9 protein-coding genes are annotated in these 13,838 nt (G+C 42.4%); 1 reads left to right on the top strand and 8 read right to left on the bottom strand.

Annotation, left to right across the window (positions count from 1 at the left end):
• Positions 1–159: 159 nt before the first annotated feature.
• The 4 genes from QM923_RS00530 to QM923_RS00515 form a co-directional block, all read right to left on the bottom strand.
• The gene (locus tag QM923_RS00530; protein WP_414290475.1) at positions 160–1,422 is read right to left on the bottom strand and encodes a restriction endonuclease subunit S; all 1,263 of its coding nucleotides are present in this window, start codon (positions 1,420–1,422) and stop codon (positions 160–162) included.
• Positions 1,415–3,019, bottom strand: coding sequence for an HsdM family class I SAM-dependent methyltransferase (locus tag QM923_RS00525; RefSeq protein ID WP_414290474.1), 1,605 nt, complete (start codon positions 3,017–3,019; stop codon positions 1,415–1,417). The genes QM923_RS00530 and QM923_RS00525 overlap by 8 nt, the downstream gene beginning before the upstream one ends.
• Entirely contained in the window at positions 3,019–6,081 is a 3,063-nt protein-coding gene (locus QM923_RS00520; RefSeq protein WP_414290473.1) for a DEAD/DEAH box helicase family protein, read from the bottom strand. Before QM923_RS00520 ends, QM923_RS00525 begins: the two co-directional genes overlap by 1 nt.
• 130 nt (positions 6,082–6,211) lie before the next feature.
• On the bottom strand, positions 6,212–8,857 hold the full coding sequence (locus QM923_RS00515) for a DEAD/DEAH box helicase family protein (RefSeq protein WP_414290472.1): 2,646 nt from the start codon (positions 8,855–8,857) through the stop codon (positions 6,212–6,214).
• Positions 8,858–8,993: 136 nt separating this feature from the next.
• Between QM923_RS00515 and QM923_RS00510 the strand changes: the two genes are divergently transcribed.
• Positions 8,994–9,614, top strand: a complete 621-nt coding sequence (locus QM923_RS00510; RefSeq protein ID WP_414290471.1) for a TVP38/TMEM64 family protein — start codon at positions 8,994–8,996, stop codon at positions 9,612–9,614.
• 41 nt (positions 9,615–9,655) lie between these two features.
• Here the strand turns inward: QM923_RS00510 and QM923_RS00505 are convergent, their stop codons facing one another.
• From QM923_RS00505 to prfB, 4 genes are all read right to left on the bottom strand, one after another.
• Positions 9,656–10,810 (bottom strand): MFS transporter, encoded by a 1,155-nt coding sequence (locus QM923_RS00505; protein ID WP_414290470.1) that lies wholly within the window; start codon positions 10,808–10,810, stop codon positions 9,656–9,658.
• 179 nt (positions 10,811–10,989) lie between these two features.
• A complete protein-coding gene (gene ftsX / locus QM923_RS00500; protein WP_004251331.1) occupies positions 10,990–11,916 on the bottom strand; it encodes a permease-like cell division protein FtsX in 927 nt (308 codons plus the stop codon).
• Complete coding sequence (ftsE, locus tag QM923_RS00495) at positions 11,909–12,601, bottom strand: cell division ATP-binding protein FtsE (protein WP_004251332.1); 693 nt, start codon at positions 12,599–12,601, stop codon at positions 11,909–11,911. The genes ftsX and ftsE overlap by 8 nt, the downstream gene beginning before the upstream one ends.
• Before the next feature lie 15 nt (positions 12,602–12,616).
• Positions 12,617–13,712, bottom strand: a protein-coding gene (gene prfB, locus QM923_RS00490) for a peptide chain release factor 2 (protein WP_115253954.1) whose coding sequence is annotated in 2 segments (ribosomal slippage) — positions 12,617–13,639 and positions 13,641–13,712 — 1,095 coding nt in all. Because the reading frame shifts where the segments join, the coding sequence is not laid out codon by codon here.
• Between the last annotated feature and the right edge of the window lie 126 nt (positions 13,713–13,838).

The raw sequence follows: 13,838 nt of genomic DNA, 5'->3' as shown, positions 1-13,838 counted from the left end.
GTAAAATCTTTACATTCTATCTATTCTACCACATTAAACTAGTTAGGATTCCCTGTCAATTGTCGTTTCTTACAAAGCTATAAAACCTGTTGGAATAGATATAGACTCTAGCAGAAATTTATTTTCCAAACATGCAAATCTCTTTTAGTTTAGATTCCTCTACTCCACCTTGGCCTGTCCATTCATCAGCATTGGCAAGAGCCAATCGCGAAGTTGGATGAGTTCTTGGTTTTGCTCATTGTTTTGTAAAACTTGAGTTCTAATGCTATCAGTAATTTCCCCAAATTTCTGTATATATGTTTTTTCAAATGGAATCTGGAAACTAACCATTATATCAGGCGACACCCTTTTATGACTATTTGATGTCCCTGTTGCAAATCGTGTACAATATTCAATAAATCCTTCACTAGTTGCAACTTGATATAAAAAATTTTTCTCAAATCGATTAATAGTTTTCCATACAATAAACTCTGTTGATGATATTGCACTTTCTTCTAAATTATACACAACTCGATTAAACCATGGATTGAGTTTTGAAACTAATAAATCACTTTTTTCAACTAAAAATTTATTACTTTTAATAGTTTCTCCAAGCTCATATGAGAAAGAACCTGAAACATCGTATTCTGGTATACTATAATATTTAAATTCTTCTTTAGGAGTTTTCATTGGATTTATTGTCTCTCTACCAATTTCGAGTATTGAAGACAACTTCTCCACTCCCCACCCCTCTGGGATTTCACGTTTGAGTTCTGGGTGATAGAGCATCTTTCCGCCTGATGATTTGTAGGGGTTGCCATTCTGATCTGGGAAATCAAACTGTACAAACCAGTAGTCATAGAGGGTCTTAGCCATGGCTTCCAACTCTTGGTTGATTTGGTTGTTGATTTGGATTTTTTGGTCAATAGATTTAATATTAAAAATAATTTCTTTCTGTTCATCCAATGTTAATTGAGGAATACTAACAGTTTCTAAAATTGAAATTGGTAACTGAGGTTGAGCACTACCAGATATAAGTCTACTGATTTGTTTTTTGAAAAGATGTGATTGAAAAAACAAATAAATAAAATAGGGATGCCAGAAATTCTTGTTTACCCTAATTATTACCATTCCTGAATTAATCCTAATGTTACTGAACGGAACCTCTTGAGAATATAAGGCAACATTCCCTACTGTGCCTCTTGTGGTAAGAACTATATCATCTCTTTGTAACTTACCATTCCTTAGTAAATTATCCTTTTCTTTTGTAATAAAATCTAAATTAGAAAAATCAAAGCTATTTTGTCTAACATTACCTGTATTTAGAAAAACACAATCACCTTCTGGCAATAAATCTGATTTCTTAGGGTAATTAACTCCTCTATCTCCATCTATAAACTCTAGTTCTGCTTCTTTCAAAGTTAAAAACTTCCACTCACTCATACTTAATCCCCTTCATTTGCTCTGTAATCTCCTGCTCTAGTGCATGCGATTGCTGGAAGAGATCGGTGAGTTTGTTTTGAAAGGCGGTCATCTTAGCTTCAAACTCTTCTGCTGTGATATCTACATAGTCGATCTTGATGTCAAAGTATTGACCGGCGCTGAGAGAGTAGTTTTTCTCCTTGATATCTTCATAAGAGACGGTGACTGAAAAGTCCTCGACGGCTTCTTTCTGGATAAAGGTCTCGACAATCTTCTGCTCTTCCTCAGGAGACAGGACAGTCTTTTGGTTCTTGCCTTCCTTAACCTTGGTTCCGAGGTTTGAGGCATCGATGAGGACGACATCGCCCTTGTTTTTCTTATCGATAAAGAGGATAGAGACGTTGGTTCCTGTCGTCGCAAAGATATTGGACGGCATAGAGACAACACCTGCCAGCATTTGATTGTCCACCAAGTGTTGACGGATGGTCTTGTCAATCCCTGACTGGGCTGTGATAAAGCCTGTTGGTAGGACAACGGCTGCCTGACCATCTGGCTTCAAGGAGTAGATGATATGCTGAACAAAGAGCTCATAAATCGCCATCTTGTCCTTAGACTTGGCAGGAACCTTGGGCACACCTGCAAAGAATCGCTCACTAGCTTCTGGCAAGGTCTCCACTTGATCACGCCACTCTGAAAAGTCCAGCTTGAAAGGAGGATTGGACACGATATAGTCCATCTTTTCAGGATGTCGATTAGCGATGATGGTATTTCCCTGTACGATATTATGAATGGAGTGTTGCAGTCCATTCAAGATCAGATTGAGACGGAGAAGATTAGACGATTTTTGCGAGATATCCTGACTATAGACAGTGGTCTTATCTACACCGATACGACTAGCCAGGTTCATAAGCAAGGTTCCAGAACCAGCTGATGGGTCATAGATCCGCACGTTTTGAGGTTTATCATCTCCCACTAAGATATCAGCGATAATCTTAGCCACAGAGTGAGGCGTATAGTACTCAGCATACTTGCCTCCACCATCTTTGTTGTAGTCCTTGATCATATACTCAAAGAGAGTCGAGAAAAAGTCGAAACCTTGTGAAAAGATGGTCTCATCAAACTTAACTCGTGCAAGGAGATTGATGATGGCCTTTGCTACTTCGTTGCGCTTACTGCTATCTGAGATGGTATCCGTAATCAGACGCTCATCAAAGAGACGAATAGCTGTATCGCCGTCTGTATGCACAGAGAAGATATCATTATTGTCAATAGCGATCTGGTTGAGGGTATTTTCAAAAGTCTCATAGAAAGTTGCTTCGTTTTGCTGACGGTGAAGGGTTTCGATCAACTGGTCTGGCTTGATCCAGGCTGTGCTAGTACCGATATCCTCCAAAAGCCAGTCATAGTCTTCCTCGCTCATAGCCAGCAGGTTTTCATAGGTGTTGGACTCATCTAGGACCTTGGCTTGATACAAAAACTTGTCGTTTAAAAATTTGTAGAGGAAGGATTGGGTGAGGAGTTTGTATTCACCCGCTTCTCCTCCTAGTCCCGCGTGGGTAAAGACAGCTTTCAAATCATCTACCAAGCCTTGGACTTGGACTTTGTATGTTTCATTCATTAGTGTTGGTATTCCTCTTCATATCCTTCAAATAGTGACTCGACGATATAATTAAAATCCTCTCTTGTCAAACTACTTGCAGATTGGTTGGTTTTCATTTCAATCCGAGCTTCTTCTCGAATCATTTTCTTGAGAAAGTCCTCGTTATCGAGTACTCCTTGGTTTTGACCGATTTTACGGTCTAGTCTGACTTTAGAACCCTTAATGACATGGTAAATAGCAGGAAACTCACTAACCATAGTCGAGTTGGTCACGTGTTTGTAGGAACGAGCTGCCATCTCATCTCCATTAAAGTTCATGGTTAGGCGTCTCATACGAGTATGATAGTCCTCCACGGACTTAAAGAGCTCCTCATAGTCTTTTTGGGTTTCTTTGATATTTCCCATGGTGAAGCCTTCTTGGCCATGGATCAGGTGTTTTTTCATGATGCGCTGGAATTCTTCGTAGAGAGTGACCCACTCAGGATCCTTTTCATCACGTTGATTTTTAATGCCACTTGCAACTCGACGTTTCAAGTCTTCCAAGTCATTGGCTGCTAGACGAAGTTCTTCTTCTGCAATCTTGACAAAGCTAAAGCTAGTTTCAGACATGGCAAGATTTAAGAGAGTCCTACTGGAGAAATCGTCTGGTTTATCGATCAGAGACAGTGTCAGCATCCGTCTAGAGAGGACATTGAGCAGGGTTGCAATCTGAGCAATATCAATCTGCTGGAGCAGGTGGTCGTAACCAAGGAGACGGGCGATATTGTAGTACTGCTTGATAGACTCCAAGGCCTTACGAAGATCGATTAACTGCTTCTTATCCTTGATATCATTGATAGCTTGGGAGAAGTATTCTAGATTGTCCGTTGGATAGTCGATGAGAATATGCTCGGTCTTGCTCAACTCTTGAGAAATCTCATCTGCTGACACAAAGAGCGAGCCAAAAACATCCTCGCCGTTTTCTCCTGTTAGCGCCGTATCATACTCTTGATTGAGTTCTTCCAGATAGGCACGATTGGTCTTGTCAAACTCCTTGGAAATATCCGCAAAGTCAATGACATAGCCAAAGAGGTAGTCCTTGTAAGGACGATTGACACGGGTTAGAGTCTGTAAAAGATTGTGAGCCTTGATCTTGCGCCCTAGATAGAGGCGCTTGAGCCGAGGTGCATCAAATCCTGTCAGGAGCATAGAGTAGACGATGATAAGGTCAATTTTACCTTCCTTGTAGGCATCTACCTTGTCCTTCTTCTCTTCCTTGTCTCCCTCATCATGGAGGATGAGAGCGGAAGTCAAGGTGGTTGAGCCAGCTTGACGTCGTTCTTTTAATTGCTTTTCAAGTTCACGCGCCTGCTTGGACGAGTCACAGACAATCATACCACCGATAGTCTGATCATCAAAGACCAGATCACGAGCACGATTAAAGTCTTCAATGATAAAGTCCAACATAGGCTCTACGTAATGTGGATGGGCAAAGATATCTTCCTTGGACAGGTCGCCACGTTGGATCTCTTCGTTGATAGATCTGAGATTATCCTTATAAGACGTCTCGATATCTTCTCGCATCAAGCGTAGGGTAAAACCGTCATCGATAGACTGGTTGTAGTAGTATTTGTGGATATAATCCCCAAAGATATCACGTGTGGTCGCATGACTTTCCTTGGTCTTGCCATCTTTCTTATAGGTGATGAGGGGGGTTCCAGTCAAGGCAATCTTAATGGCCCTGGTATCTGCTTGATAGAGATTTGGCAGGTAGGAACCTCGTTCATTGTAAGAACGGTGGGCTTCATCGATAAAGTAGACATTTTGACGATTGAGGTCATAACCAGAGCGGTCTGTCAGATCTGAATCATCCTTAAATTTCTGGATATTGACCACAGCGACATCATAGCCATCTTGTTTTTGATTTAGTTCTTGTGGGTTATTAATGCGCTTAACCTTTAGGCCTCGTTTGGTGAATTCCTTAAAGGCTTGGTCTGCCAAGTCCAAACGATCGACGACAAAGTAAAACTGAGGAACGATTCCCTCTTTTGAGAAATAGTTGGTTAGATAGCGAATATTAAAGAAGGCCAAGGCAGTCTTACCTGAACCTTGGGTATGCCAGATAACCCCTTTCTTGACACCTTTTGCGATTGTTTCTTCGATAGCACGTGTTGCAAAATACTGCGGATAGCGCATGACGTGCTTCTGCAGTTGCATCTGACCGTCCTTACTCTCTTCTTCTACATAGACAAGACCAAAACGAAGCATAAAGAGCAGACGTTCCTTCTGGTACAAAGAAGACAGAAAGGCATTGCAAGGTGTATCAGGGTTTAGGTTTGTTGTAAACTCTGGCTGAGATTTGAGGGCAAAGCGCTTCATGTCTTCTAGGACAAAGTCGATTTGGTCCTCGGTTAGAGGGGAAAGGGAATGAAGGAAATCTTCTATCCTTTCTTCCTTGAAAGCATTAAATTTGGTTTTTGAATAGGCGTTTGAACCGTAATAAGAACCCTGTTTTTGCTGACCTTGTCCACTGATATACGCTAAGTTATCAGATAAGGATATCAACTGGGTGATATTGTTAAAACGACGGAACTTACGGTTTTCAAAACGGTATCTGGTTCTGTCCTGCTCTGACTGAATTCCAGTCTTGCCATCACGAATTGCATTGGGCTGTTTCACTTCGATATAAGAAAGAGGCAGACCATTGACAAAAATAACGATATCCGGACGAAATTCATCCTGACCATTTTGACAAGTAACTTCAAGCGCCAGATGGAAGGTATTGGCTTCAGGATGCTCCCAGTCAATATAAAGGGTATCTTCCTGACCTTGCAGACGTTTAAAGAAAGAACGTCCCAAATCGTTTTGATCTAGTTCCAACTTGATATTGGCTAGTTCTCTCTCAAAGTCATCCTCTGTCAAGTAGTTGTTAAATTTTAAAAATTGCTCCTTAAAAACAGATACGAGGATATTGGTATCTGGATCTCTTTCTGCAATTTCCTTCCCATTGCGAGGAAGATAGGTATAGCCCATACGCATGAGATGCAGAGCTGCTGGGATTTGTACCCTGGTTAGTTCAGAAAAATCTTTTCTCTTTGCCATAAAACTTCCTTTTGCTAGTCAGAACTGTCTATTTTTACTAACAATATCTTTCAGACTATCTCTCCAATTTATCGAATTCTTAATTATCTATTATTATATCATATCCCAGACAGAAAACGCTCACTTCCTTCTATTTCAAAGCACTTTTGACCTTCTTTTTAGTGATGATGCGGTCGTTTTTGTTGGCTAAGGATTTGAGTCTGGCTTCGAGTAGGATTTTTCGGCCTGCTTCGTTGCGGGTGTAGACGAGTTGGTAGTTGCCTATATATGGTGCGACAGCATTTTGGAAGAGCTGGGCATCTTCCTTGCGTTTTTCAAAGAGGCTAGGAACTACGAAATACTTGGACTGTCCTGCTGGTGCTTTTTGAGCGACTAATAGGTAGCGTTGATTGTCCACAGGGGCAAAGAATTCCCCTAAAACCTTCGAAAAGAGTTCCTTGTCTCGCATACTGCCACCTTTTAGATAGGCAAAGACATTAAAGCTGTCCTTGTCCTCATCGACCTGCACGCGCGATTGATCATCAGACAAATGCCCTGCAGTCACCATGGCTTTGCGAATAGCTTCACCGATCTGGCGCAAGCGTTTATAAGGACTCTTGTAGCTGTAAAAGCGAAAGGCAGTGATAGCTAGGAAGAGGACACAAAGAGCTGTCAACCATGGCAAGGCAAATAAGGTTAGTCGAACGACATAAGCCAGGAGACTAATGGCAAAGACCATCAGAGCGTAGCGAAGCCACTTTTCAGCATCCGCTAGGGCAAGCAGAGGAATTCGTTTGCTGTCGGTCGCCACTTCATTAACAATCTCAATCTTGTCAGCAACAATGAGAGATTCCTGCCATTTTTTACGAAGGGAGGCACGATCTTTGGATAGTTCCATAATCTTCTCGTTATAGTCTTCGAGTTTCTTTTTCTTAAATGGAAACTCAGGAAAGTTTAAGCGATCCAGACCTGTTTCAATAGTATCTTCCTTATAGGACAAGCAGAGGAAATGGTCCATACGACGGGCAAGGGTTTGTAAGTCCTGATATGGATTGAGGTCTAGTTCCTCTTGATCTTCCTTAGAAAAGGCTGGATTTTTGTACGGTTTGATGGCTACTAGGTGCCAGATATTACTAGTCTTATCTGGATGTCCTGGCCAGATACGGATGGCACGGCCCCGCATCTGATTACTAAGCATAAAGCTTCCGACAAAACTTCCGAGGATGAGAGAGTTGACGCAAGGCGCATCCCATCCTTCTCCCAAGAGAGACTTGGTTCCGACCAAGACCTGGATAGAACCACGTTGGAAGAGCTCGGTCACTGCTGCGACCATCCCCTTAAAGCTGGATGGAAAGCCTACTTGGAGATAGGCACCTTGATCGAGTTTTCCGATGGCAGAGAAGGTCAAGCTAGTGTTTGGGTTGAGTGCTTGAAGTTCTGCCTTGACACTGGCAGGTATGATAACGACACTACCAGAAAGGACTGCTATAGGGACAGACAAGCCTTGCTTTTGTGCACTTCTGCGAATAGTTTCAAAATAAGGGAGGACACCTAATTGCGTGATTGCAGCTTGATCGTCCCCTAGATAGTTAGCAAAGTCCTTACGGATATAGTCTGCTAGGACTAGTTGTCTCAAGTCTTTTCCGAGGCTGGCATACTCGGTTTCAAAAATAGATGCGATACCAGCTAGTTTTCCTAGAGATTGGTTGAGGATTTGGTCATTGGCCTTGGATTTGACCAAGAAAACCTGACGTTTTTCAATCAACCCTCTTGATTTCAGTTCAGCTTCTATCTTTTTCTTTGTCTCCTGCGGATCCTCATACCAGTCAGGAGTCTGATAGAGAAGGCCTTGCAAGAGAACTTCTAGCCAGTAGTAATTAAGAGCAGGCAAGCCTTCAGCACCTAGTAAATCTCGTAGATGCTTGGGAATTTCCTGTTTTTGAGCTTGTAGATAAATGAGGAGTGCTGAAAGATACTTTGGATCTTCAAGGAGCATATCCGCAGAAATTTCCCCTTTGAGAACCTTGGAACTCCGAATCAACTCTTGGAAGTCAGGATCAACGACTAGTTGGCTGACATACTGCCACTTGGTGTCTTCAAACTCTTCCAAGCGTTTGTCCTCTTCCTTAGTCGGAAAACAGATATAGACAAAGTCCTGATGAGGGCAAAGAGTATCTTCCTTAACCAGTTCTGGCACTGTGATTTCTTGGTCAATCTCGCCACACATCTGGAGATAGCGATCCCAGAGTTCTGGTTCACTGTCATAAGGCGGTGTCGCAGTGAGAGAGATGACTTGCAGTTGCTGATAGTTTTTACGGAAGTCTTCTAGACTTTTCCACCATTCATTTCTCAAGTGATGGCATTCGTCCAGACAGAGGGTTTCGACACCCCTTTCCTTGAGTCTGGCAAGCAGGTCAAAGCCGACAAAATCCTCAACCTCGCCGTTATCTTCTTGAGATTGTACCTGTTGCATAGCACTGTGAAAAGCTTGGTAGGTGGCGATGGTGATTTGCTTCATGTCCTTGAGATTTTGAGACACGAGACTTGTGACCTGGTTCTCATCCTCTAAAAAGGCTTGGCGAATCCTATCCACCCATTGTTCCCGGATGGTAACCGTCGGTACCAAAACGAGAGCAGGCTTATCAAAGCGAGCAATCAACTCGATTCCTATGGTTGTTTTCCCTGAACCTGGCGCTGCCACCAAGTGGACATGACCATCTGCTTGATATTCTTGGAAATTGTCCAATACCTGTTTTTGGTAGTTGCGCCAAGTGCCATTAAACTTCAATCCTAACATGATTTTCCTCATTCTAAGCTGTCATTTTCTTATTCCCATTTTACCATACTTGAGGCAAAGTCACACCAAGTATCCCATGTAGTCTTTCTCCCTAAAATATGGTATAGTAGAATCATACTACACAAGAGGAGTTTACATGTCACACGAGAAAGAAATGAAAGCTGTTTCTCCCCTTCTACAGCAAGCAATCAATATTTCTTCCATCATCGGTGGAGTTGGTACTTTGATTTTCTGTATCTGGGCCTATCAGGCGGGTATCTTGCACTCCAAGGAAACCCTATCAGCCTTTATCCAACAGGCGGGTATCTGGGGGCCACCGCTCTTTATTTTTTTACAGATTTTGCAGACGGTTGTTCCTATCATTCCAGGAGCTCTAACCTCTGTTGCAGGTGTCTTTATCTATGGGCATATCATCGGGACCATTTACAACTATATCGGTATTGTCATTGGTTGTGCCATCATCTTTTACTTGGTTCGTCTCTACGGAGCACCCTTTGTTCAGTCCATGGTCAGCAAGCGCACCTATGACAAGTATATCGGTTGGTTAGATGAGGGAAATCGCTTTGACCGATTCTTTATCTTTATGATGATTTGGCCCGTTAGTCCAGCTGATTTTCTCTGTATGTTGGCTGCTTTGACCAAGATGAGCTTCAAGCGGTATATGACTATTATCATCCTGACCAAACCCTTTACCCTGGTCGTTTACACTTATGGTTTGACCTATATTATCGATTACTTTTGGCAAATGTTTGGCTAATACACAAAAAACTCAAGGATGAATCCTTGAGTTTTTCTTTGTTAGGCTTCTTTTTTCAATAAGAGGGAAACAAGCACTGATGTAGCAATCATCCATGCTCCTAGAATGATGAAGGTCATTCTACCATCTGTAGTCACCAAGCCAATCCCTGAAAGAACGAAGGGTGTTAATGATGCTCCAAAAGAACATCCCAAAACAGCATAGGAAGTTGCTTTGTTGAGGAGTTTTGCAGGAATTCTCTCAGATATCAACTGAAAGACTGTCGTCAGAGCGATGCTGTAGGCAAATCCTCCCAGGATAGAACCTGCAACCACCACCCAGAGTGAAGGGGAAAGAGCAATGATGATTTGCCCGATCCCAAAGGTAACACCTGCGACCAATAGAAGTCTTTCCTTGAAGGCAGAGATCAGGAAAGAAAAGCTGATTCCCGCTAGAATCCCAATCAACTGCATGGCACTAAGGACCAAACTGGACAACTGAGCATCTCCAAAACCTGCCTCAATCATGAGACTAGGGATGCGGAAGGTAATGGCCGTATTGGTACATACAATGACCGCAGCTGCAATAGCAAGGAAGAAAATCAGCTGGAGCATGGAACGAGTCAGTTTCGCTGCTTCTTCTGTCTGATGCTTGGACTCGTGAATTTCTTCCTTGTTGTAAGGGACAAATAGAAGGAAGAGTACGAGAACTACTAGGCCTGCGGCATAAGCTAAGAATGTTGCGGTCCAGCCAAATGCTAACAATTGCCCGACTGCTAAAGTTAAAATGGATGCTCCTACTACCTCAGCAGAGCCACGAAAACCAAGCATTTGGATACGAGTTTTACCGTGGTAACGTTCACTGATGATCGAAATAGCCTTGGCATTGAGCATTCCTACTCCAAGCCCAAATAGTAAGCGTGTCGCAAAGACAAAGTAATAGCCCTGATACCAGAAAGGTGCAGTTCCACTGATGGATAAAATCAAGAGTCCCAAGGTCAACTGGAGGCGTTCAGGAAAAATACGCTCTAAAACTCCGTTCAATAAAAGCATGGCCATAATCCCAAAGGATGGGAGGCTGACCAAGAGTTCGACCTGACCAGTCGAATAGCCCTGATAATAGTCAAACATAGCAGGCAGGGCGCTCGAAATTGAAAACGATGTGATCAATACTAACGATAGGGAGAGTATGCTCACTTTTTCCAAAAATTGTTTCATCTTTTCCTCATTCATTGTTCATTTTTCATATTAGTAAAAAGGTCCTTTCCTATCATACACTCTTTAGCCAAAATTGGCAAGCGACTGAGCACCAAGACCAAAAGAAAAAGCGGGGCATCAAGAGCTGTGAAGTCTTGATGACATCCCACTTTTTTATGTGTTTTATCCAGTTATGTGACTTAGATTTTCAAGAATCGACGCATTGAGATTCCTGAACCAAGTGAACCGATACAGATTCCGATGAGGAACAAGAGACCGATCATCAATGGAATAAAGGTATTCGGTGTAATCAAAGATAGGTTTTGACCAACCAAGGATGGGTTGACAGATTGGAACACTCGGTTATAGATAAAGTAAACCAATGCTGATGGAAGGGCTGCTCCCAACAATCCGATAAAGGCACCTTCTAGCAAGAATGGGCCACGGATATAACCGTTCTTGGCACCAACCAAACGCATGATTTGGATTTCACGACTACGTGAAATGATGGTAATACGGATGGTATTTGAAATCAAAAAGACTGCGATGAAGATCAAGAGTCCTGCTATGACCAATCCCCATACACGGATGAAGGAAGCCAACTTGAAGAGACGTTCGGTATTGGCACCACCGTCTTGAACTTCAGAGACACCTTCGATTTTCTTAGCTTCTTCAGCTACAGGTTTTACATCACTTGGTGAATTGGTATCTACGATGTAGGCATCATGAAGAGGGTTTGCATCTCCTTCAAACACCTTCCACTCGTCACCCATAGTTTCAGTCAGCTTTTGGTACTGCTCTTCTTTACTTGAGAAGGTTACATTTTTTACAGCTGGCAGAGCTTTAAGGGCGTTATAGACCTTGTGGTAGTCATTGTTCGTGACTGTTTGGCCTTCTTTTACAATGGTTTCACTGTTGTCTTCAACGTCTTTACGAACATAAACCATGACGCGGACGTTGTTTTCAATATCAGTTGCTAATTTCGCAGTATTGAAGATAACTGAAGCAAAGATAGCAACCAGGGTCAAGGTAATCATTACTGAACTGACAGCAGCAATGGTCATCCATCCATTACGCTTTAAACTTTTTAAAGCTTCGAACAGATGGCGGAAAAATCTACTAATCATCGTATCCGTACTCTCCTTTCGCTTCATCACGTACCACGCGACCATTCTCGATGGCAATAACGCGGTGGCGCAAGGTATTTACGATTTGGCTGTTGTGGGTCGCCATCAAAACAGTTGTCCCTTGAAGATTGATACGTTCCAAGAGGTTCATGATTTCCCATGAGTTATCTGGGTCCAAGTTTCCTGTTGGTTCGTCGGCAATCAAAACCTTAGGATTGTTTACAATAGCACGCGCGATGGCGATACGTTGTTGCTCACCACCTGAAAGTTCATTCGGGAATGAACGAACCTTGTGCTTCAAACCGACAAGGTCCAAGACTTCCATAACACGTTTTTTGATGTTACGACGACTTTCACCAACAACCTCCATGGCGTAAGCAATGTTCTCATAAACGGTTTTCTTTGGCAAAAGTTTGTAATCCTGAAAGACTACTCCAACGTTTCTACGCAAGAACGGAATATCTTTCTTTTTAATCTTAACCAGGTTATAACCTGCAACTTGCAAGCTTCCTTTGTCGATTTTGACCTCACGATACAAGGCACGGATAAAAGTTGATTTACCAGCACCTGAAGGTCCTACGATGTAGGCAAATTCTCCTGCATCGATATTTACAGTGATGCCACGTAGGGCTGTTGTCCCGTTGTCATATTTTTTGACAACATCTCTCATTTCAATGATTGACATGTGACTTCCTTTCTTTTAACTGATACGCCATTTCAGATAAGCATCGATGAAACCATCTAGGTCTCCATCCATAACCTTATCTACTTGCGCTACTTCAAAGTTTGTACGATGGTCTTTAACCATTGTATAAGGCGTAAATACATAGGAGCGGATTTGGCTTCCCCATGTAATTTCCTTTTTCTCACCCTTGAGCGAGTCTACCTCAGCAGCTTTCTTTTCCTGCTCCATCTGGTAGAGTTTTGCCTGAAGCATCTTCATAGCACGGTCACGGTTTCCGTACTGAGTACGGTCGACGGTTGATGCTACGACGATCCCTGTCGGAATGTGAGTCAAGCGGACACCTGTTGAAACCTTGTTGACGTTTTGTCCACCTGCTCCACCTGAACGGAAGGTATCCATCTTGATATCATCCTCACGGATGTCAACTTCGATGGTATCATCCAACTCTGGCATAACTTCTACAGAAGTAAATGAGGTGTGGCGACGTTTAGCAGAGTCAAATGGTGAGATACGGACCAAACGGTGAACTCCCATCTCTGACTTGAGAAGACCATAAGCATTTGGTCCTTCAAAAGACAAGGTTACTGACTTGATTCCTGCCTCATCACCTGCTTGGTAGTCCAAGACCTCAACCTTGAAGCCTTTGGCATTTCCATAGCGAGTATACATACGAAGGAGCATATCGCCCCAGTCTTGAGCCTCTGTCCCCCCTGAACCAGGATGGATTTCAAGTATGGCATTGTTGTGATCATAGGGTTCTGACAAGAGAAGGGTCATTTCGTAGCTAGTCATCATCTGATCTAACTCAGAGAGTTTTTCAACCAACTCATCCTTAACGGATTCATCCTCTGCCAAAAAGTCCAGTAAAATCTCAACTTCATCCTGCAACTCATCCATCTTGTGGAAGGTATTATAGGTATTTTTGAGTTCGTTTAATTCTTGCGACGTTTTTTGGGCCGCAATATTATCGTTCCAAAAATCAGGCTCTGTCATTTTGTTTTCCAAAATGGCAATTTCTTCCTCTAAACCTTCGAGGTCAAAGAGACCCCCTGAAAGAAGCTAATTTTTCACGATTTGCATCAATTTTTTGACGAATTTCTGAAATGTCCATAGATACTCCTTTTTTTGCATCTTATTATTATACCACAATTTTTTTTTTTTATCTAATTTGCTTTTTGAAATTTTCTAAATACAAGACTTGAATACCTAGCAAAAGCCTTGATATTACTAGTAAAAT

This window comes from Streptococcus infantis, from assembly GCF_047463275.1.
Classification (GTDB): domain Bacteria; phylum Bacillota; class Bacilli; order Lactobacillales; family Streptococcaceae; genus Streptococcus; species Streptococcus infantis_AF.
Note: the sequence above shows the minus strand (reverse complement) of the source record. Positions and strands in the feature narration are given on the sequence as shown.